The 20,185-nt window shown below is 69.3% G+C and carries 17 protein-coding genes; 7 read left to right on the plus strand and 10 right to left on the minus strand.

What is annotated here, in order from left to right; genetic code table 11:
- Positions 1–24 precede the first annotated feature (24 nt).
- Both ACFSXZ_RS02230 and ACFSXZ_RS02235 read left to right on the plus strand, forming a co-directional pair.
- Positions 25–252 (plus strand): hypothetical protein, encoded by a 228-nt coding sequence (locus tag ACFSXZ_RS02230; RefSeq protein ID WP_378260672.1) that lies wholly within the window; start codon positions 25–27, stop codon positions 250–252.
- 13 nt (positions 253–265) lie between these two features.
- The gene (locus ACFSXZ_RS02235; RefSeq protein WP_378260674.1) at positions 266–1,375 is read left to right on the plus strand and encodes a flotillin family protein; all 1,110 of its coding nucleotides are present in this window, start codon (positions 266–268) and stop codon (positions 1,373–1,375) included.
- 166 nt (positions 1,376–1,541) lie between these two features.
- Here ACFSXZ_RS02235 and ACFSXZ_RS02240 read toward each other — a convergent pair whose 3' ends face one another.
- Positions 1,542–2,048, minus strand: coding sequence for a hypothetical protein (locus ACFSXZ_RS02240; RefSeq protein WP_378260676.1), 507 nt, complete (start codon positions 2,046–2,048; stop codon positions 1,542–1,544).
- Between the two features lie 63 nt (positions 2,049–2,111).
- On the opposite strand from ACFSXZ_RS02240, the gene ACFSXZ_RS02245 reads away from it, so the two are divergent.
- Positions 2,112–3,341 carry a cytochrome P450 family protein gene (locus ACFSXZ_RS02245; protein WP_378260678.1) on the plus strand — a complete coding sequence of 410 codons (1,230 nt, stop codon included), beginning with the start codon at positions 2,112–2,114 and terminating at the stop codon, positions 3,339–3,341.
- A gap of 12 nt (positions 3,342–3,353) precedes the next feature.
- On the opposite strand, the gene ACFSXZ_RS02250 is transcribed toward ACFSXZ_RS02245, so the two are convergent.
- From ACFSXZ_RS02250 to ACFSXZ_RS02285, 8 genes are all read right to left on the minus strand, one after another.
- Positions 3,354–4,862 carry a serine hydrolase domain-containing protein gene (locus tag ACFSXZ_RS02250; protein WP_378260680.1) on the minus strand — a complete coding sequence of 503 codons (1,509 nt, stop codon included), beginning with the start codon at positions 4,860–4,862 and terminating at the stop codon, positions 3,354–3,356.
- 54 nt (positions 4,863–4,916) lie between these two features.
- Positions 4,917–6,071 (minus strand): CapA family protein, encoded by a 1,155-nt coding sequence (locus ACFSXZ_RS02255; protein ID WP_378260682.1) that lies wholly within the window; start codon positions 6,069–6,071, stop codon positions 4,917–4,919.
- Positions 6,072–6,086: 15 nt separating this feature from the next.
- Positions 6,087–6,908, minus strand: coding sequence for an alpha/beta fold hydrolase (locus ACFSXZ_RS02260; RefSeq protein WP_378260684.1), 822 nt, complete (start codon positions 6,906–6,908; stop codon positions 6,087–6,089).
- Between the two features lie 25 nt (positions 6,909–6,933).
- Positions 6,934–8,397 (minus strand): alpha/beta hydrolase domain-containing protein, encoded by a 1,464-nt coding sequence (locus ACFSXZ_RS02265; RefSeq protein WP_378260686.1) that lies wholly within the window; start codon positions 8,395–8,397, stop codon positions 6,934–6,936.
- The gene (locus ACFSXZ_RS02270; protein WP_378260688.1) at positions 8,394–9,428 is read right to left on the minus strand and encodes an oligopeptide/dipeptide ABC transporter ATP-binding protein; all 1,035 of its coding nucleotides are present in this window, start codon (positions 9,426–9,428) and stop codon (positions 8,394–8,396) included. Before ACFSXZ_RS02270 ends, ACFSXZ_RS02265 begins: the two co-directional genes overlap by 4 nt.
- Positions 9,425–11,350 (minus strand): dipeptide/oligopeptide/nickel ABC transporter permease/ATP-binding protein, encoded by a 1,926-nt coding sequence (locus ACFSXZ_RS02275; protein WP_378260690.1) that lies wholly within the window; start codon positions 11,348–11,350, stop codon positions 9,425–9,427. Before ACFSXZ_RS02275 ends, ACFSXZ_RS02270 begins: the two co-directional genes overlap by 4 nt.
- A complete protein-coding gene (locus tag ACFSXZ_RS02280; protein ID WP_378260692.1) occupies positions 11,347–12,288 on the minus strand; it encodes an ABC transporter permease in 942 nt (313 codons plus the stop codon). Before ACFSXZ_RS02280 ends, ACFSXZ_RS02275 begins: the two co-directional genes overlap by 4 nt.
- Positions 12,289–12,431: 143 nt before the next feature.
- Positions 12,432–14,018 (minus strand): ABC transporter substrate-binding protein, encoded by a 1,587-nt coding sequence (locus tag ACFSXZ_RS02285; RefSeq protein WP_378260694.1) that lies wholly within the window; start codon positions 14,016–14,018, stop codon positions 12,432–12,434.
- Positions 14,019–14,376: 358 nt separating this feature from the next.
- Here ACFSXZ_RS02285 and ACFSXZ_RS02290 point away from each other — a divergent pair, with 358 nt between their 5' ends.
- From ACFSXZ_RS02290 to ACFSXZ_RS02305, 4 genes are read left to right on the plus strand one after another with little or no spacing between them, the layout of a single operon-like run.
- Positions 14,377–15,522 carry a 2-hydroxyacyl-CoA dehydratase gene (locus ACFSXZ_RS02290; protein WP_378260696.1) on the plus strand — a complete coding sequence of 382 codons (1,146 nt, stop codon included), beginning with the start codon at positions 14,377–14,379 and terminating at the stop codon, positions 15,520–15,522.
- Positions 15,519–16,820, plus strand: a complete 1,302-nt coding sequence (locus ACFSXZ_RS02295; protein WP_378260697.1) for a 2-hydroxyacyl-CoA dehydratase — start codon at positions 15,519–15,521, stop codon at positions 16,818–16,820. The genes ACFSXZ_RS02290 and ACFSXZ_RS02295 overlap by 4 nt, the downstream gene beginning before the upstream one ends.
- A 47-nt stretch (positions 16,821–16,867) precedes the next feature.
- On the plus strand, positions 16,868–18,127 hold the full coding sequence (locus tag ACFSXZ_RS02300) for a CaiB/BaiF CoA transferase family protein (protein ID WP_378260699.1): 1,260 nt from the start codon (positions 16,868–16,870) through the stop codon (positions 18,125–18,127).
- A complete protein-coding gene (locus tag ACFSXZ_RS02305) occupies positions 18,124–19,074 on the plus strand; it encodes a PaaX family transcriptional regulator (protein ID WP_378260701.1) in 951 nt (316 codons plus the stop codon). The genes ACFSXZ_RS02300 and ACFSXZ_RS02305 overlap by 4 nt, the downstream gene beginning before the upstream one ends.
- A gap of 38 nt (positions 19,075–19,112) precedes the next feature.
- Here ACFSXZ_RS02305 and ACFSXZ_RS02310 read toward each other — a convergent pair whose 3' ends face one another.
- On the minus strand, positions 19,113–20,102 hold the full coding sequence (locus ACFSXZ_RS02310; protein ID WP_378260703.1) for a PaaX family transcriptional regulator: 990 nt from the start codon (positions 20,100–20,102) through the stop codon (positions 19,113–19,115).
- Positions 20,103–20,185 lie beyond the last annotated feature (83 nt).

Genomic DNA, 20,185 nt, shown 5'->3' on the forward strand with positions numbered 1-20,185 from the left:
AGGGTCAGGCGGTAGGTTCACAGCGTGGCCGGCGATTCTTCGGTAATTGGGCGAGTCGGTGAGCTCACCCACGCCACCCGCGGCCAGGGGGGTCCTGGCGAGGTGCGGGTCAAGATCCGTGGCGGCACGGAGATCTTCCTGGCCTGGTCCGAACGACCACTGCCGGCCGGCAGTCCCGTGCTGGTCGTGGAATCCCGCGGCCCGCGCGCCGTCGGTGTCGTGCCCTGGTCGGACCTTCCTGACACTCGATGACGAGGAGAGCACCATGTTCGGTTACCACGTTCCCGCGCCGGACCAGGCGATGCTGATCTCCGGTGGCCGGGGCGGGCACGGGGACAGTCCGTTCCGCGTAGTGACCGGGCACGGCAGTTTCGTGCTGCCGTTCTTCCGGAAAGTCCGGTTCCTGACGCTCGCGATGTGCGAGGCCGAAGTCGCCGAAGCGTGTGTCACCAGGCAGGGCATCGCGCTCAACGTGCGTGCCGTCATCGCGTTCAAGGTCGGCAACGACGAGGAGAGTATCGTCAATGCCGCGCAACGCTTTCTGTCCGATCAGGACCAGATGTCCATCCTGACGGGCCGGATCTTCGCCGGTCATCTGCGTTCGATCGTGGGGTCGATGACGGTCGAGGAGATCGTGACCGAACGGCAGAAGCTGGCCACCGAGGTGCTGGACGGGTCGAAGGCGGAGATGGCCAAGATCGGGCTGACCGTCGACTCGCTGCAGATCCAGTCGATCGACGACATGAAACTCGGGTATATCGCCGCGATGGCCGCGCCGCACAACGCCGCGATCCAGCGGCAGGCCCAGATCGCGCAGGCGCAGGCGAACCAGGCGTCGGCCGAGGCCGAGCAGGAGTCGCAGCGGCGGCAGGCCGAGTACGCCCGGCAGACCGCGGTCGTGCAGGCGCAGTACAAGGCCGAGGTCGACCGGGCACAGGCCCAGGCCTCGCAGGCCGGGCCGCTGGCGCACGCCCAGGCCCAGCGCGAGGTGATCGCCATGCAGACCGAACTGGCTCAGCGCGAGGCGGAACTGCGCCAGCAGCAACTGGTCGCGGAGGTCGTCAAGCCGGCCGACGCCGAAGCCGAACGCGTGCGCATTCTCGCCGAGGCGGAGGCCGAGAAGATGCGCATCCAGGCCGCGGCCGCGGCTTCCTACGACCGGGTCGCGCTCGACCGGATGCTCATCGACCAGCTGCCCCAGATCGTCAAGGAGGCCGCCGTCGGCCTGTCCGGGGCGAACGTCAACATCCTCAACGGTGCCGACGGACTCGGTGAACTCGCCTCCGGGCTGGTCAGCCAGGGTCTGGCGATCCTGGACTCGGTGAAGAAGGGACTGGGCGATTCTTCACCGGCCGCCGGGGAAATCGAGCCCTGATCACTCTGAACCCGCCCACGAAATCGAATGTGGACCGGAAAAACCCGGCCGGGGTGCCTCAGCCAACGTAGTGGGCGTCGGCCTGGGCGGCCTCGCCGACACACAAGCCACTGGACATCACGAGCGTGTCGTGAATCCGGGACTTGACGGGGTGAACGCCTCGGCGTCAGGACCGGAAGGCCTCGTTGAGGATCGTCATCCTGTCCGGGCGCCCTTCGAGCAGGATCAGGCTGAGCACGACGAGGGGATCGAGGTCGGGGGCGTGGTGCGTTTCCAGGGTCCGGACCGTTCTCCCGGGCTCCGATTGCTGACACACCTCGAGAACCACGCTTTCGGCGACGATGACGTCGAACCGGAGCCGCGTGCGGAACCTCCGGCGGTGAATGCGATATTCGCGGGTCCACAGCCGCACGACGTTCTTGTGCCGCTCGCCGACCTGCTGCCCCCGCGCGGACAGCAACGGCCGTCCCCGGGCGAAGTCGATCACCAGGCGCGGCTCGTCGCCGACGCGATCCTGGCCGCCCAGTACGGCTTGACGGCGCGGGCCGGACTGCACGGAAAACGCCCGTGCGGTCCCGTCCTCGCTGGAGAAATGCGATCCGAAGCGCCACATTCTCACCGTGCCGGGCCGTAATCCCGCTCTGCTGCCGTGGTCGTCGGATCGGCTGAACACGATCTCAGTCTATGCGCCGGTCAACGGCTCCAACTCGGGAAATCTCCGTGGCAGTATGGCTGAATGCCGTCCGAACCTGTTGTGGACCTGCGCGACCCGGCCATTCTGGCCGATCCCCTCCGTGGCTACGACCGCATTCTCGCCGAGTCACCGATCTGCTGGGCCCGGCTGCCGAATGGCGAGGAAGGGTGGCTTGTCACCCGGAACGACGACGTCCGCGCGGTGCTCACCGACCCGGCCGTGCGCAACGATCCCACCGGCCTGCCGGGGAAAGGTGCGCAGACCCAGGAGCAGGCGCTTCTCGCGCTGGGCACTCCACCCGAGCACCTGCCCTACCTGCGGGCGAGTCTGCTCAGCCTGGACGGTGCCGAGCACGCGCGGCTGCGCCGCGGCATCAGCCACGCCTTCAGCGTGTCCCGTGTCGCCAAGCTACGGCCTCGTGTGCAGCAGATCGTCGACCAGTTGCTCGACGATCTCGAAGCCGCGTCGGGTTCCGGGAACACACCGGTGAACCTGCTCGACCGGTACGCCTACCCACTGGCCATGACCGTGGTCGGATCACTGGTCGGCGTGCCCGAGGCGGACCAGGCGGACTGGTGGCACTGGGGCAAGGTGCTGGTCGGCGGCGCTCCCGCGAAGATCGCGAAGGCGATGGGAGAGATGATCTCCTTCTGTCACGCCCTGGTCGACCTGCGCCGGGCCCAACCACGGGACGACCTGATCAGCACGGTCGCCGCGCACGACGAACTGACCGATATCGACGCCGTGGCCGTGCTGATGTTCCTCGTGCTCGCCGGGCACGAGACCATGGCGCACCTGCTGTCCAACGCGGCGCTCGCGCTCATGCGTGATCCCGCCCAGCGAGAGCTGCTCCGCACCGAGCCCGCCCTGTGGCCGGCCGCGGTGCGCGAACTGGTCCGCACCGACGGCCCGGTGCAACTCGCCCGGCTGCGCTACGCGGCGACCGACATCGTGGTGGGTGGCGTGCGGATCGGCGCGGGTGACGCGGTGCAGGTGGTACTCGGAGCGGCCAACCGCGATCCGGCGCAGTTCGCCCATCCGCACGACAGCGACGTGCGGTGGCAGGCCCGGCACGGCCGCCGTGAAGGCAGCGTCGGCTTCGGATGGGGACCGCATTTCTGCCTCGGCGTGGCCCTGGCGAAGCTGGAGGCCGAGGTCGCGCTGCGCAGCCTGTTCGATCGCTTTCCCGCTGTGCGTCCGGTGGCCGAGCCGGCGTGGGTGCCGTTGCCCCGCGGTCGTCACCGCGTCACCCTCGACGTGCGGCTGTACTGAGGACTTCCGGAGTCATCGCGGCGCGCGGGCGAAGAAGTCGACCGGCATCGTCATTTCGGCGGCCGAAGCCCCGCATTCGAGCATCCACAGCGCCGCGGCGGGACCGAGACTCTCGCCCAGGGCGCGGAGTGCGTCCGGATCGGGGGCGACCGCTCGCGCCTGCTCCAGCCCGCGCACGAACGCGTCCGGGTCCCAGCCGCGTGGGTCGGCGTCGCCGAGGCAGTGCGCCCCGTCGGTCATCGCGGTCAGCGCCGCGGGTGGCAGCGGGCCGGTCACGCCGAGCAGGCCGTGGGTGCGTTCCCCGGCCAGAATCCCCATCCAGCGCGAACTTTCCGGGGTGGGACGGGGTCCGGTCCAGCGGGGTCGCGGGTCCGTGTCCAGGAGCGTGTCCGTTCCGGGGGCGCCGGATCCGGCCCAGCGGCCGGCCCACTCGACGGCCAGGCCTGGCGCACTCCGGCCGGCGGGGTTGTGGAACCGGGCCATGTCCCACCGGTTGCCGACCGCGACGGCGGCGAAGTCGCGGTGCGGCCAGACCCGTGCCTCCCACCAGAACCCCCACGGGAACGCCGCGGTGTGCCCCCACCACCAGTCGTCGCCGAGCTCCGGGTCGGCGAGTTCGAAGGTCAGGCCGGCGAACGAGCGGACGCCGTGCGGACTCGGGCGTGCGAGCCGCGGGGTCACCATGGTGGTCAGCGAGTCCGGGCTGACCAGACCGTGGTCGCCCCTGGCGGTGCGGAGCAAAGATTGCAGCAGCCGCCCGGCGTCCGCGGCACTGGTGTGCACCCCGACGCCCGGGTAGGCCGCGGTGCGCAGGGGCGGGCTTGGCAGGCACCAGTCGCCGAACGCCATGTAACCCGTCGCCCGGTCGGCGATCCGGTCCGGGGAACCGGTCGCCCAGGGATTCCGTGTGCCGTCGTCGATGCTCGTACCGGTCATCCCGGTCGTGGCGAACACCTGCTTGTGGACGCGGGCACCGTAGGGTTCGCCGGTCAGGTGCTCGACGGCGCCGCCCAGCACACCGACGCCGAAGCTGGAGTACGCGTAGGCACCCGGTGTCGTCACCAGCGGCAGCGCCCCGCCGTACTCCACCGCGCGCCCGACTTCGTGGCGGCGCCGGATGTAGTCGAGGATCGGTTCGGCCGGTGCGTCGAGTGCCGTGGCCGTGACGATGTCGCTGTAGTAGCCGCCCTGGTGGGCGGCGAGCATGGCGGCGGTGACCGGTGGGGGGTCCAGACCACGCACGCCCGAGGGCAGCAGCTGGTCGATCGGTGTGTCCAGGCCGGCCACGCCCTCCTCCACCAACCGCAGGAAGGCCAGCCCGGTAACGGGTTTGGCGAGCGAACCCGCCGGTGCCACCGTCTCGGCGGTCATCGGTGTGCCGGCGCCCAGGTCCGCGAACCCGGTCGCGGTCGTGCGCAACTCGGTGCTCGTCGCCACCGCGACGGCGACGCCAGGGGTGCCGGTGACCGCCGCGAGCCGTGGCAGCACGGTGTCGAGTGCCACCATCACATCGTCGAGCATGTTTCTCCTTGCCGGGGCGATGAGGTGCCATCATCGCGTGCCGTCCGGAGATGGTCACCCCCCGGTGCGGCGAGTCTGCCATTCTCCGTTCTCGCTGACTTCCACGAAATCGTCGTCGCGCCAGGAGAAACGTGTCGACAGGTGCGCGCGGCGGCTGATGGATTCCACGTATTCGGCGATTTCCTGACCGCCGTCGAGCCGGCGCCGGGGGACAGGGCGGCCGTGATCGTCGATCCGGCAGGGGATGAATCCGGCGGTGACGGCACCATCCTCGCCGAGGTGGACCGAGGCGATCATCGTGTTGCGGCTTTCCGGGTGAAACGGGTAGAACGGCATGCCGGGGTCGGGAGTGAAACCGAAGAGTTCCCTCCGCTTGCGTGCCCAGGCCTGGCGTTCGGGGTTGTCGTCGTCGGCGGGAGTCAGCGAGCGGGTGACCGTGACGAAGTTGCCCAGGCCGTGGAAGATCGGGCGGCCGCGATGCATTTCGATGCCGCGGAGGATGTGGGCGTGGTGGCCGAGGACGGCATCGGCGCCGGCGTCGATCGCGGCCCGGGCCAGCGGTCCCTCGTACATCGCCAGGACGGCCGGCGTGTGCACGATTCCTTTGTGGAATGACACGATGACCGCGTCCGCGTTGTCCCGGGCCGCCGCGATGTCCTCGGCGAGCAGGCTCAGGTGGTCCGGTTCGGCGAAGGTGTAGATCCGAGGCGGGCCGCCAGGGTTGGCGCCTTCGGGTTCGTAGTGGGTGAGAATGTGGACGTAGGCGCATCCGGGCTTGGCCGAGGTCGCCCAGGATTCGCGTGGCCCGACGCAGTTGTAGCTCAGGACCGCGATTCGCGCACCGCCGGCATCGCAGACCGCCGGTCGGCGCGCTTCGGCCAGTGTGAGGCCCGCACCGGCGGTGCGCAGACCGGCGGACCGCGCGTGGTGGACAGTGTCGGCAAGCCCCTGCGGCCCGGCATCGCAAATGTGGTTCCCGGCGAGCGTGACGGCACCGAACCCGGCACGGGCAAGCGCGCCAAGGGCGGCCGGATCGGCCGCCGGAGCCGGGATGTCGGTACTCGTCTGGGTTTTCGTGGTGGAGTGGGGCACTTCCACGTGCCCGACCACGAGATCGCCGGTGCGTAGCACGGTCCGGCTCGGCTCGAAGAACGAATCCGGACCGGGTTCGGCGAGGATGAGGTCCCCCACCGCGAGAATGTGCGCCATCGCGATCCAATCCGCTCAGGAATTCAGTTCGCCGAGGTAGACGGCGATCTCCGCGACCAGTCGTTCCGGGCGCTCGCTGGCGACGAAGTGGCCCTCGTCCTCGAACAGCACCGCCTTCGCACGCGGCACGCTACGCGCCGCTCTCAACGCGGACTCGGGTGAGATGACGCCGTCGCGCATCCCGGCGAGGATGAGCACCGGAACATCGATGGTCCGCAGGATCGTGGCGAGTTCCTCGTCGGACGTGGCCTCGGGAAACGGCATGCCCTGGTTGATGCGGGCCTCTTCGTCGCTGTAGTCCAGATGGCGCCGCACAAGTGTCGCGATGGTCTTTTCCCGGATCGCGGTCCGCTCCGGCGTGTCCGTCGAGCCGCCGAGAACGCGGAACTGGTTTTCGATGACGTCGGCGTTCTTCCGGCTCTCGACGATCGCACGGCGGCCCGCCGACGAGGACGTGTCCCCGTTCCTGTCGTGCGGGGTGCCCACCACGGAGATGAGTGCCTTCAATCGTTCGGGATGGCGCCGGGCCAGGTGCCAGCCGATCCCGCCGCCGTGCGAGACGCCGGTGTAGACGAACCGCTCCAGGCCGAGGTGGTCGGCGAACGCGAGCACGTCGTCGGCCCACTGGTCGAGCCACCCCTGTTCCGGCGGCGCGGTCAGGTGGGTGGACCGGCCGAATCCGCGAGCCTGGAGCGTGAACACATGACAGTTGGTGGGGCCGTCCGCGAGCACCGCCGGGTAGGTGTCGAAGCCGGCGGCACTGGAGAGAACCACCTCGTCGCCCGTGCCGTATTCGTCGAACCAGAGTTTGACGTCGCTCAAATCGAAAAAGGGCATGAATACCTCCAGCGGACGCCCGGATTCACCGCGCCGGAACCGGACGGTTCCGGGGGAGCAGGGTCAGCGCCCGGTGCCCGGCCGCGACCAGTAACGGTTCCACCTCTTCCCAGCGCAGGAAGCCCGCGCCGACCATGGCCAGGCAGTTCTCCCGGTACCGGGTGAGGTAGGTCTCGGCCGTCGGATACCTGGCGATGAGCAGATCGGCCGAAAACGTCGTCATGTGGCCGGCCAGCCAGGTCATCGCCTCCGGTTCGGCCATCGGCATCCAGGGAGAGGGCCGGCATTCGCCGGGCACCGGAGTGCTGTGCGGGTGGTACCGCGCGACCGGTGTTTCGACCCAGGGGGTGCGGATCCCGCCCAGGACGTTGCCGTGTTCGTCGCGTGCCAGGGGCACCGCATCACCGATTTCACCGCAAGGCTCCTCCTCGAAGGTGAACCGCTCCGCGTGTGGCGGGGCCTGGCCGTCGGCGACCCACCGGTCCAGAAGCGAAAAGACGGCGCGGGCGACGAAATCCATCCGGGCGTCGCTGGGCGTCTCGAGGATCCGGCGGCTGGGCACCGGCAGGCCGCGACGGCGGTACTGCTCCTGGTTGGTGTCGACGTGGTGTGGGCCGGTGCTGTCGTGGGACGTTCCGGCCACCTGGTAGAGACGGTAGCGATCGGCCGGATCGTCGCTGTCGGCGCGCAGGACCGGACCGTGGGTTTCGGACTCGACCTCGCTGAGCAGTTCGATCACCGGCACGCCATGACTTCCGACGATGCGTCGCGGGTCCCGCATCGTGGGCTGGTCCGGACCATTCGACAGCCCGGGATAGCCGGCGCGGGCCGCCCCTCCGGAGGAAATGGCGATGACGTAACCATCGAAAATCGGTTCTCCGCCGGGGAGCCTTCGGCGTTCGTGAAATCCTTCGCCGAGAAACACACGGCAGAAGGAGCCGGTCATCGACCAGCCCGACAGGTAGGCGCGCGTGATTTCGGGCCCGTCCCACAGCCCGAAGGCGCGCGTCCGGAGCGCCGTGACGACGTCCGCGACGATGTCGTAACGCAGGCTGGGCGCGGGAATCGAGAGCCGGCCGTAACGCGCGGGATCGAACTCCGCGCGCAAGGATTCGGCGATCCGCGGTTCCTGTGTGATCCCCACCCAGGCCGCTCCCGTGCGCATGATCCAGGGATGCAGCACACGCCAGGAGATTGCGGTGTCGTACTCGGGATGCAGCGGTTCGGCCTGCACCACTCCGTCGAACCGCGCCTCGTCCACCGGCCGGCGGACGAGGATCCGTGTGGTGTAAGGAACGTCGGCGTCCGGCACCGCTTGCCCGTGCTCGTCGTAGGTCCACGCGTTCGCGTTGCCGCTGACGAGGTATTCGTCTTCGCGATAGCCGGCGGCCTCGAGGTCGACGCCGAAGGCGGTGCCGGGGAGCCGGGCGACCCCGAGCGGCAGGGAGTGGGCCGAGGTCTCGAGCCGATGTGCTTGCAGGACCGTCATCTCCCTCCCTTCGCCGTGGCAGGTCGTGCCTCATGCCGGAGGTCACCCGCGGCGTAGGGAGGGAGATCGGCGTGGCGGTGGCAGGCGACGGTGCCTTCGTCGGTCTCCTGGGGTACGGGTCGTTGGTGGAAGCACGATCCCACGGCGAAACCGCAGCGGTGTGTGTAGGGGCACAGGTCTCCGAGTGGCAGCGAGCGGCTGGGCGTGACCCGGTAGCTCGAACGCAGTTCCCGGCGCCGGCGTTGCTGAGCCGGGTCGTGCACCGGAGCGGCCGCGAGCAGCGCCCTGGTGTAGGGGTGCCGGGGGGACCGGACGACCTGGGCCGCCGTGCCTGTTTCCATGACACGGCCCCGGTAGAGCACCAGGACACGGTCGGAGATGTGCTCGACGACGCTCAGGTCGTGGGAGATGAACAGGTAGCCGACACCCAGTTCGCGCTGGACATCCGCCAGGAGATTGAGAATCTGCGCCTGCACCGACAAGTCCAGCGCGCTGACCGCCTCGTCGCAGATGACGAGCCGGGGCCGGACGACGAACGCCCGCGCGATCGCGATCCGCTGACGCTGGCCGCCGGAGAACTGGGCCGGATAACGCGACGCGGCGGCCGCGGGCAGGCCGACCCGGTCGAGCATCTCCGCGACCTGCCGCCGGACGTCGCGCTCGCCGCCTGTTCTCCGCAGTTTGGCCACCAGCGGCTCGGCGATGGTGTAGCCCACGGTCTTGGTGGGATCGAGCGAGCTCACCGGATCCTGAAACACGACTTGCATATCGGTGACCGGCTCGCGCCGCCGCACGCGGTGGGGATCCAACTCCGCGCCGTCGAAGCGAATGGTGCCCGCCGTGACGGGAGCGATCCCGAGAATCGCCTTCGCGATGGTCGACTTGCCGGAGCCGGATTCGCCGACCACCCCCAGCGTTTCCCCGGCGTTGACGGTCAGGTCGACGGAGTCGACGGCACGGAATCGCTGACGCCGCTTGACCCGGTAGTCGACACACAGGCCTCGCACCTCTACCAACGGGTTCGCGGTCACCGGCGGGCCTCTTGTCCCAGCAGGACGTTCACGCGGACACAGCGGGAGACGCGGCCTTCGGAAATGCGCTCCACGGGTATCACTCCTTCCGTGCAGGCCGGCCTCGCGAATTCGCACCGGCTCGCGAAGCGGCAGCCCGTCGGCCAGTGCCGCGGCGAGGGAACAGTTCCGGGAATGGCCTGGATGCGCTCGCCGGCCACGGCGTGTTCCGGGCTGGAGAGCAGCAGGGCCCGCGTGTAGGGATGCGCCGGCGTCTCGAAGACATCGGCGGCCCGTGCGGTCTCGACGACTTGACCGGCGTACATGACCACGACTTTCGCGCAGACGTCGGCGACGACTCCCCAGTCGTGGGTGACGAGCAGGATCGCCATGTGGTTCTCCTGCTGCAACGAGCGCAGCAGATCGAGGATCTCCGCTTGCACCGTCACGTCGAGGGCCGTTGTGGGCTCGTCGGCGATGAGCAGTTCCGGGCGGCCGGCCAGCGCCATCGCGATCGCCACCCGCTGAGCCATTCCGCCCGAGATCTGGTGCGGGAACCGCCGGGCGGCCTCTTCGGGCTCGGGGATCTCGACCAGGCGCAGAAGCTCGATCACCCGGGCTTGCGCGGCCTTGCCCCTGAGGCCGTCCACCGCCCGGACCACCTCGGCGACCAGGGACCCGATACGAAAGGAGGGATCGAGTGCCGCCATCGGCTCCTGCGCGATCATGGCGATCCGCCTGCCGCGCAACTCGCGGAACGCTCGCTGGTCCAGACCTTGAATCGGCTTGCCGTCGAAGACGACCGCTCCCGAGCTGATCCGGCAGTTGCGCGGCAGCAGACCCATCACCGCGCGCGCCGTCATGGTCTTGCCACTGCCCGATTCACCGACCAGCCCGACCGTTTCCCCCGGCCCGATCGCGAAGCCGACACCATCGAGCAGGGTGAGTGCCTGCTCGTCGTCGGTCGTGACCGACAGATCCCGTACCGAGAGCAGCGCTCCGTCTTCCGGGACCGGTTCACCGGCGCCGGGCGCGGCCGGCGCGCCCTTCCGTCGGCGCCGGCGCGGCCGGGGCGCGGCGGCGTGCTTTTCCGCGTTGGCGTCGCGGACGACATCGCCCAGCACACCGAAGGCCAGCACGGTGAGCGCGATGGTCACCCCCGGCGGCACGAGCATCCACGCGTCTTGGTTGAACACCGACGCGGCGTCGGCGACCATGCCGCCCCAGGTCGGCGCGGGCGGTGGAGGTCCCAGGGACAGGAACGTCAGTCCGGTCTGCACCCCGAGCGTGACGGCCGCGAACAACGATGCCTGGACGATGATGACGCCGCGGCAGCGGGGGAGCACGTGCCGTGCGACCACCTGCAGCCGCGAGAGACCCATCAGCTCCGCGGCGGTGACGTAGAGCTGCTCTCGGGCGGTCAGCGCCGCCCCGCGGATCACCCGCATCAGCCCCGACGAGCCGAGCACCCCGAAGGCGATCATGGCCGAGGTCATGCTGTGGTCGAAGATGGACAGCACCGCGAGCAGGATGATGATGACCGGCACCGACATGACCACTTCGGCCACGCGCATCATGATCCGGTCGAAGGTGCCGCCGAGGTAACCGGCGAGCAGGCCCGCCGGCAGCGCGACGACCAACAGCGCCAGCACCGCCTCCAGCACGCCGGACAGCGAACCGCGACCGCCGTGGAGCAACCGGCTGAGCAGGTCACGTCCCAGGCTGTCGGTGCCCAGCCAGTAGCTGCCCGACGGCCCGGACCGGACCGCGGACAGATGCTGCTCCAGCGGATCGAACGGCGCGATGACCGGCGCCAGCGCGCACACGAGGACGAGCAGGAGAAGGAACGTGACGACGATCGCGCCCCGTGGCGAGGTCAGCACGGACCGGATCAGGCTCGTTCCCGCGCTCTGCTGGGGCACTGACGAGGGCACCGTGGTCATGACACCCGCACCTTCGGGTTCAGTACGCCGTAAGCGAAATCGACGAGCAGGTTGATGATGATGACCACGACGGTGAAGTAGACCCCGATGCCCAGGATCACGGGCAGGTCGTGGTCGACGGTCGCCTGGGTGGCGAGGCTGCCGAGCCCGGGGAGCACGAACACGCCCTCGACGAACACGGTGCCGCCGAGCATGGAAACGGCGACCACACCCAGCACCGTGACCACGGGGATGGCGGCGTTGCGCAGCACGTGCTTGAGCACGATCCGCGTCTCGGAAACCCCGTTTCCGCGCAGCACGCGGACGTAGTCGGTGTCCAGCACGTCCAGCGCGGAGTCGCGGGCCTGTTTGGCCACCGCGGTGACCCCGAAGAGGCTGAGCGCGATCACCGGCAGGACCAGCGAGCGCACCCAGTTGCCCGGCGACTCGGCGAGTGAAACGTAACCGGTCGCCGGGAACAGGCGGACCTTCACGGCGAACAGCGCCACCAGGACGATCGCCACCCAGAAGTTCGGCAGTGCGAGCCCGGCCAGCGACAGCACGTCGACGACTCGCGCGGCCGGCCCTCCCCGCACCGCGCTGAACAACCCGAGCGAGATACCGACGACCGCGCTGACGATCACGCAACACAGGACCAGCGACACCGTGACACCGAGCCGGGTGTTCAGCTCCGAGACGACGTCACCGCCGGTGAACAGCGAGGTCCCGAGGTCTCCGTGGAGGAGCCCGGAAAGCCAGTTCCCGTAACGCTCGGTCCACGGCTGGTCGAGGCCCAGTTGCTGGTGGAGAGCGGCGATGCTCTCCGTTGTCGCGTCCTGCCCGAGGATGGTGCGCGCCGGGTCGCCCGGCACGAGCGACTCCAGCGCGAACACCACCACCGACACCAGCAGGACCAGGGGAACCGACAACGCGATCCGGTGGGCCAACAGCTTCAGCACGTCCCTCGTTCTCCTTCCCGCGTTACCAATCCGACCCAGAAGTAGGCGGAGACGGTCCGCAACCGAACCGCTTGCGGAGAGCTGTTTCCGCCGTGGCTGTGGTCGGGTTGGTAACGATCGGCACAGCCTCGATTCCGCCGTGCCTACTTGCTCTTCCAGGCCAGATCGGCCGTCGGCGCGACGGGCATCGGGTTGGGGTTGAGCTGCGAAGCCTTGACGTTAGCCAGCTTGGGGCCGACATACATCAGGTTCTGGGTGGAGAAGACCGGCACGTACCACGCCAAATCCTGATAGCGCCGCGACGCTTCCTGGTAGAGGCCGGTGCGTTCGGTCCCGTCGGCCGCGAAAGCCCGTGCCAGCGTGGATTCGACCTGCGGGTCCTTGTTGCCGAACGGATTGAACAGCCCCGCCGAGATCTGGTTGTGGAGCTGGAACATGTCGACCCCCGCGGTGGGGAAGATGACCGCCGGGTACTGCTTGCTCAGCGAGTCACCGGTGAACTGCCCGATTCCGGTGGACTGCACGTGCAGGGTGACCTTGATCCCGATGGCCCCGAGCGCGTCCGCGATCGCCTGCGAGTAGGTGGTGTTCCGGTCGAGGAGGGATTCGGTGAGGATGGTCAGCGGAAATCCGTCCGCGTAGCCGGCCTGGGCCATCAGGTCCTTGGCCTTGGCCAGGTCGTAGGTGTATCCGGAGTCCGGGACGTACCCGTCGATCCCCTGCAGCGGCACCTGTGTGCTCGCGGCCGCGTACTGGCCGCCGAGCGCGTTGGCCAGGCCCTTGCGGTCGAGCGCGTAGGCGATGGCCTGCCGGACCCGGGCGTCGCCCAGCGGCTTGCTGATCGTGCCCGCCGAATCGGCGAGGATCAGCGTCCAGTTGAAGAACGGCGCGGAAAGCACCGTGAGGTTGGCCTGTTTCGCCGCTTCGACCGTGGTGGCGCTGCCACCGGCGAACTGCACCTGGCCGGTCTGGGCCGCGGACAGCACGGCCTGCGCGTCACCGATGACGCGGATGGTCACCCCGCCGAACATCTGGGCCGAGGGGTTGAAATAGCCGGGGTTCTTGTCGTACTCGTAGCGGTTGCCGGCGACCGAGGTCTTGGCGTTGTAGACGTACTGTCCCGTCCCGTCGCTGGTGGTGAGCAGCGACGGCGGATCGGCGAGGCCCTTCGGGCCGATGATCATGCCGATCCCGTGGTACTGCGTCATGGTCATGGCGGCATCGGGGTTCGGTGCGCTGTAGGTGACGCGAACCTTGTCCTGGCCCACGGCGGTGATCGATTCGACCGCGCCCGCGTCGGCGACGAGCCCGCCGCCTGCCTTGAGGAAGTACTTCATCGACGCGACCACGGCGTCCGGCGTCATCGGGCTGCCGTCGGCGAACTTGACGTCTTGCCGCAGCGTCATTTCGAAGACCTTGTTGTCCTGGCCGACGTAGTTCCACGAGGTGGCCAGGTCCGGGACGAACTTGCCGTCGCCGCCGAGATAGATCAGCGGGTCGTAGCTCAACGCGGTGAACATCGTCGACAGGCCGTTCCCGCCCAGCGCGGGGTTGAGGCTGATCGGCGGTCCGGTGAACTGCACGACCAGCTTCGACGTCGAGCCGCCGCCGCCCGAAGGTCCGCTGCCGGACGGCGAACAGGCCGCGGTGGCGGCCACGGCGAGGGCGAGGGCGCTCGCCACGGCCAGCAGGGTGGGCGAACGCCGTCGGCCACGCGAAGATCTGCGCATTTAGGTCCTCCTCGACTCTGGGGAGCGGCCGGTGGTCGTCGGTCTCATACCGGCACAGGCGGTGTCGATCGTGAACGGGCGATACGGGGGCGGCGCTCGGCGACCAGACAATCCTGAACCGCCGTGCCGGCCTTGCAAGTGTGGGCTGGACCATACGCAGTTGGTCATCCGAGTGTCAACTCTTCTGTCTCGCATACTCTTGCCCGGTCTGTCGGGGTGGGAAGTTCTCGATCGCGGTCGATGACCGGTTCAAGAGGCACTTCTTGCTTGACGGGCTGTCTTTTGTTGACAGGTGTCACAACTTGTGTTGTGTTATTGATCCCCTGGTGAGTCCGTCATCTATCAAGTGGAGTGAGCGATGATGAGTGCGTTCGACAGGCTCACTGCGCTCTATGAGGCGCGCACGGGCCCGGTGCCCGCCGCGCTCGACGACCGGCCCACGGTGGCGTATGTGGGCGCTGACGTTCCGGTCGAGGTGCTCTCCGCCTGCGGATTCGTACCTTTTCGCTTCCCGGGCCGGGCCGGGGCGCACGAGGCGGCCGCGCGTTACTGCGGCCCGGGTATCGACGGGGCCGCCGTCTCGCTACTCGCCCGCCTGCTGGAGGGAGAGGCCGCCGAGGCGGCTGGTCTCGTGCTGTCCGCCGACTGCGAGGGGACCGTGCGATTGTTCTTGTACCTGCGAGAAATCCAACGCCTGGAACGGCGGCCGGGCGTGCCGCGCTTCACTTTCACCGATCTGGTGCACCTGCCGCAACGGACGTCGGCCGTCTACAACCGCACCCGGCTCGACGCCTTCGTGACCGAGATGGGCGAGTGGGCCGGACGGCCGGTCTCCGATGACGGTCTGCGAGACGCCGTCGCGGAGCACGATCGGGTACGCGCCCTGATCCGCGCGGTGGGAACCGAACTTCGCACCGCGCCGGGCGGGCCACGGCTCACCGGCGCCGACGCGCTCGCGGTGATCGGCGCGGCCTTTCTCACCTCGCCACGGATCTGGTGCGAACTGGCCGGACAACTGCTCGACGAGGCCGGAAAACTACCGCGCCGCGAAGGTGTCCGGGTGTTCCTCACCGGCTGCGGCCACGATTCCCCCCGTGCCTACGAGGTGATCGAATCGCTCGGCGCGGTCATCGTCGGCGAGGACCATGACTGGGGAGCACTCGCCGGGGAACGGGTCGTGGGGCGCTCGTCCGACCTCCGCGCCGCGCTCGTGCGCTCCCGCGCACGGGACGCGCCCGCCTCCGCCGGGCACGCGGCCGCCACGCGAGCCGGGCAGACGGTTCGGATGGCCGTTGCCTGCGGCGCCGACCTCGTCATCGCCTGGACGCGTCAAAACGACGATGCCCCCGCATGGGACGTGCCGATGCAACGCCGTGCCCTCGAAGGGAAGGGCATTCCGTTGGTGGCCGTCCCGGCCCAGGCCTACGGCGCGGACGGTGATGACGAGGCCATCCGAATACTGACGGAAGCGCTGCGCGGGCGCGTCGCGGAGGTGTCCCGGTGAGCGAACGCACCGAGGGGCGTCGCAGTCGCGCCAGTCTTCCCTCCGCCAAAGCGGCCACGAGCTACCAGCGGCGATGGTTCGCCGAACTGAAAGAGCGAGCCGCCGCCGGGGACCCCGTCGCACTGGTCAACGCCGACGCGCCACAGGAAATCCTGCGGGCCATGGACATCCCGTACGTGGTCAACCAGTGGTGGGCGTCGGTGTGTGCGGCGAAACAGAAGTCCGGCGCCTACCTGCGACTGCTCGCCGAGCGGGGTTTCCCCGCCGACCAGGAGCAGTACAACACCCTGGCGCTGGCCTCCACCTTCGACGACGATCCGCCGTGGGGTGGGCTGCCCCCGATCAGCTTCGTCCTCGCCGAGATGACCGGTGACGTGTTGCGCAAGGTTTTCGAAGCCTGGCAACGAGAACGGGGCGCCACCTTTCTGGGCTTCGAGCGAACGATCGCGCGCGAGGTTGATCCGCACTGGTGGGACTGCATCGAGGATGACTGGGAAGCGCTGATCGGCAAGCCGCGCATCGACCTGATGACGGCGGAACTGACGGGCGTCGTCCGCCACCTCGAACTGGCCACCGGCCGGACCTTCGACGAGGAACGCTTTCGCGAGGTGATGGACCTGGTGAACGAGCAGCAGACGTACAACCGTGCGGCCCGTGACCTCATCGCGCGGAGCACTCCCGCGCCGGTCACCATCAGCGACAGCATTCCCAGCGTCATGATTCCCCAGTGGCACCGGGGAACCGCGTGGGCCCGCGATGCGGCACGCACCTTCTACGAAGAAGTCCGAGACCGCGCGGAAAAGGGTGAGTCACCGTGTCCGGACGAGCGGATCCGCCTCATGTGGGTCGGCACGGGACTGTGGTTCGACATGGGCTTCTACACCTGGTTCCAGGAAACCTACGGCGCGGTGTTCGTCTGGTCGATGTACCTGGGCATCGCAGCCGACGGCTACATCCGGCACGGCGAGGATCCGCTGCGCACCCTCGCCGGACGCTTCGCCGCGTTCCCCGACATGATCAACGCGCCACCGTGGGCCAGTGAGTGGTACGCCAAGGAAGCGGTGCACAACCGCGTCGACGGCGCCGTCCATATGGCGACCACGGACCGCAGGGGGAACTACTTCGTCAACCGCGCCATCGAGGCCGCCGGAGTGCCGGTGCTGCAGATCACCGGCGACAGCGGCGACGCCCGCAGCTGGGACCAGAACACCGTGCAGGCGCAGGTCGCCGAGTTCATCGAGAAGCGGGCGACCCCGGTGGCCGCCCGGCGGCGGGCCCGCGAGGCGAGCAGCCGGTGAACACACAGCCGAAAACGACCGAACCTTCGCAACCACCGAGGAATCCCATGCCCGAGCGCACCGCCGAGGTCCCCCGCCCCCTGGAGGGCATCACCGTCATCGACCTGACGATCGCGCTGGCCGGCCCCTACGCCACGCTCCTGCTCAGCGGCCTCGGCGCTCGCGTCATCAAGGTGGAGAACCCCGACGGCGGCGACCGGGTGCGCAACAACGCACCGTACTTCGGCCGTGACGGCCTTTCCCTGACGCGGCAGCACGACGACGACATGTCGCTTGGCACCCTCGAACGGACGCGCGGCAAGGAAAGCGCGACGCTCAACCTGAAGAACCCGGCCGCGGCCGAAGTTTTCGCCGATCTCGTCCGCCACGCGGACATCGTGGTGGAGAACTACAGCCGCGGCACCGCGGACCGGCTCGGCGTCGGCTACGCGGCGGCGCGGGCGGCCAACCCCCGCGTCGTCTACTGCTCGATCTCCGGTTTCGGCGCCGGCGGTGAACCGGGCGGGGGCAAGGCGATGGACGCGATCATCCAGGCGCTGTCCGGCACCATGATGACCTCCGGAGAAGACGGCGACCCGCCCGTCCGGGTCGGCGTCCCCGTCGGAGACCTGTCCGCGCCACTGTTCGCCGTGATCGGCATTCTCGGCGCGCTGCGCCAGGCGGAGGCGACGGGCATCGGGCAGCACGTCGACGTGTCCATGCTCGGTTCGCTCACCGCGCTGGTGGCGAGTGAGCAGTCCCATCTGCTCGAGCCGCTCGGCCGCTCCGGCCGCAGCGGCAGGTTCATGCCGCGGCTGGCTCCGTTCGGGGTGTTTCGCACGACCGACGGATGGGTCGCCGTCTGCGCACCGGAAACCAAGTTCGCCCGAGGCGTCCTCAGCGCACTGGGCGGGCCGCTCGACGACGATCGGTTCGCCACCCGGGACGGCCGTGTCGCCCACGCCGACGAACTCCATGCGCTCATCGAGGACTGGACGAGCACGCGTACCACTCAGGACGCGGTCTCGGCGCTCGAGGCCAACGGCGTACCGTGCGCCCCGGTGCGGAACCCGTCCGAGGCGGTACGCGACGAACTTCTGCTGTCCAGGCGCGACACCGTCCCGCTCCGGCATCCCGGCTACGAGAGTGACGAGAGTGACGAGAGCATGATCGGCAGCGGACTGCCGGTGCACCTGTCCCGCTCGCCGACCGGCTACTCGTCGTCGGTACCCACGCTCGGCGAGCACAACGACCGGGTCTACCGGGATCTGCTCGGCTATTCGCCCGAACGCATCGACGGACTCCTCGGCCGGGGGGTGATCGGGTGACCGCGGTGCGGCCGCCGCACCTGCCGAGGTCGCAGGCGGGTTCCTCCTCGCAGCACCTGCTGACGACGTTGCTCGGCGACTACTGGGTACTGCGCACCGAGCACCTGCCGTCCGCGGCGCTCGTCGCGCTGCTCGGTGAATTCGATGTCGGACTCACGGCAGCCCGCGCCGCGCTCAACCGGCTGGCCCGGCGAGGTGTCGTCGTCACGTCGAAGACGGGCCGCAATTCCTACTACGGCCTCGCGCCCGGTGCCTCGGACATGCTTCTGGCCGGAGGCTACCGGTTCGTCCTGTTCGGACAGGAGAACGAGTCCTGGGACGGCCGGTGGACCGTGGTGATGTTCTCGCTGTCCGAGGGCGAACGTGATCTGCGGTACTCGGTCTACTCACGACTGCGCTGGCTGGGTTTCGCCCCGTTCTACGACGGCAGCTGGGTGTCGGCCCGGCCGGTCGCCGAGCAGGCCCGGCAGGAGTTCGACGAACTCGGGTTGCGGGAGGTCACCATCTTTCGCGCGACGGAGCACGCACCGTCGGGGCGAAGTCCGATCGACGCCTGGGATCTCGACGAGATCGCCTCGCGCTACACCGAATTCCTTGCCACGTATGAACCTCTGCGAGCACAGGTTCGCGACGGCGACATCGGCGCGAGCCAGGCGCTGCTGTCGCGCACCCGCATCATGGACAGCTGGCGGAGCTTTCCGGGACTCGACCCGGACCTCCCGTCGAACCTCCTGCCCGCCAGGTGGCCCCGCCGCGAAGCGTACGAACTCTTCGTGGAGGTCTATAACACGCTCGGCCCGCTCGCCGCGATGCGGGTGCGGCAGATCGTGGAACGGTATTCTCCCGAACTCGCCGGGCTGATCAAGTACGGCACCACCGAAGACCTTCTCGCACTCGGTCGCGAAGCGCTCGAACGCCGCCGTCCGCACCATCTCAGGTACGCCTGAGGGCAGCACACCATCGACGGGAAGAGTGCGACCGCCGGTCAGTTGTGACGCGCTTCCTCCAGCCGTCGCGCGGCGGTGGCCCGTTCGAGCGGTGTGTCGCCGGCCGCGCGCCGGCCGCCGAGCTCGGCGAACAGCGCCGCCACCTTCGCGGAGTCGTGGTGGGAGGCGAGTTCGGCCAGCGCGGGGTCGGCGGTGGCCAGTAGCTGCCGGAACCGGAGCTCGGCGAGTGGGCCCAGCCGGTCGTAGATGTGCAGGAACACCTTCTGCGCGCGGTCCCGCGCCCAGCCGGGCGGGAGCAGGGCCGCCGGCAGGTCGGGGTCGGTCTCCGGGAACCGGCGCCAGTCCACGCGCAGCTCGGTGCGGGTGCGCAGGGCCTGCGCCGGGCTGATCATGCCGTCCTCGAGGTTCGTGAGGACCGGTTCGTACCGCTCCGCGAACCGCTCGTACTCCTCGGCGAGCGGGCCGAGGTCGAACGCCGCGACGGGGCCGCCCTCCGCCGTGCCGCCGGGAACCTCGGTGGCACGGAAGATCGTGGCGCTGCGCAGTCCGAGTTCGTCCAGCACGCCGTGCGCGGCTTCGGCCAGGTCGTGCGGGCTGACCCAGACCCCGTCGTAGAGGGCGGCGAACCGCAGGACTCGAAGCTGGGAACGAAGCGCTGTGCGCACGCCGCGGTCCTGTTCCGGAACCGAGAAGGCGACCACGGTCCACTGGCCGTCCCAGTCGGGGGCGGTCGTGCCGAACGTCAGCATCCGGTGGGTGCGCTCGATGATCACCTCGGAGGTGCGGGCGGGGATTCCGTAAGCCGTGGTCCGGCCGCTGCGGGACACGGTGAGCAGACCGCGCGCGGCGAGGCGCCGGATCGCGGCTCGCGCGCTGGCCGGGGTGATGTCGAACTCGCCGAGCAGGCGGACCAGCGCGGCCGACGGGATGTGCTCGTCGCGCCAGTACCAGAAGTCGCCGAGCAGCGAGGTGAGCAGCAGCTGCGGTTCGGCTCCCTCTTGCGAGCGGGGCAGCGGGTCCGTCGCCATTCCTTGCCTGCCTGTTCCCGATTCCGGTCCTCGCGGCCTGCCGGTGATGCCCGCCGCGGATGTCCATGCTGTCAGCCGTGCGA

Origin of the sequence: Amycolatopsis pigmentata (assembly GCF_042684065.1) — a bacterium.
GTDB lineage: Bacteria > Actinomycetota > Actinomycetes > Mycobacteriales > Pseudonocardiaceae > Amycolatopsis_E > Amycolatopsis_E pigmentata.

What these genes read in the sequence shown, in the direction of transcription:
- ACFSXZ_RS02235 (WP_378260674.1), top strand. Translation starts at nt 266, where the DNA reads ATGTTCGGTTACCACGTTCCCGCGCCGGACCAGGCGATGCTGATCTCC.
- ACFSXZ_RS02260 (WP_378260684.1), bottom strand. Translation starts at nt 6,908, where the DNA reads ATGCCCTTTTTCGATTTGAGCGACGTCAAACTCTGGTTCGACGAATAC.
- ACFSXZ_RS02265 (WP_378260686.1), bottom strand. Translation starts at nt 8,397, where the DNA reads ATGACGGTCCTGCAAGCACATCGGCTCGAGACCTCGGCCCACTCCCTG.
- ACFSXZ_RS02310 (WP_378260703.1), bottom strand. Translation starts at nt 20,102, where the DNA reads ATGGCGACGGACCCGCTGCCCCGCTCGCAAGAGGGAGCCGAACCGCAG.
- ACFSXZ_RS02250 (WP_378260680.1), bottom strand. Translation starts at nt 4,862, where the DNA reads ATGCTCGACGATGTGATGGTGGCACTCGACACCGTGCTGCCACGGCTC.
- ACFSXZ_RS02245 (WP_378260678.1), top strand. Translation starts at nt 2,112, where the DNA reads ATGCCGTCCGAACCTGTTGTGGACCTGCGCGACCCGGCCATTCTGGCC.
- ACFSXZ_RS02275 (WP_378260690.1), bottom strand. Translation starts at nt 11,350, where the DNA reads ATGACCACGGTGCCCTCGTCAGTGCCCCAGCAGAGCGCGGGAACGAGC.
- ACFSXZ_RS02290 (WP_378260696.1), top strand. Translation starts at nt 14,377, where the DNA reads ATGATGAGTGCGTTCGACAGGCTCACTGCGCTCTATGAGGCGCGCACG.
- ACFSXZ_RS02255 (WP_378260682.1), bottom strand. Translation starts at nt 6,071, where the DNA reads ATGGCGCACATTCTCGCGGTGGGGGACCTCATCCTCGCCGAACCCGGT.
- ACFSXZ_RS02300 (WP_378260699.1), top strand. Translation starts at nt 16,868, where the DNA reads ATGCCCGAGCGCACCGCCGAGGTCCCCCGCCCCCTGGAGGGCATCACC.
- ACFSXZ_RS02285 (WP_378260694.1), bottom strand. Translation starts at nt 14,018, where the DNA reads ATGCGCAGATCTTCGCGTGGCCGACGGCGTTCGCCCACCCTGCTGGCC.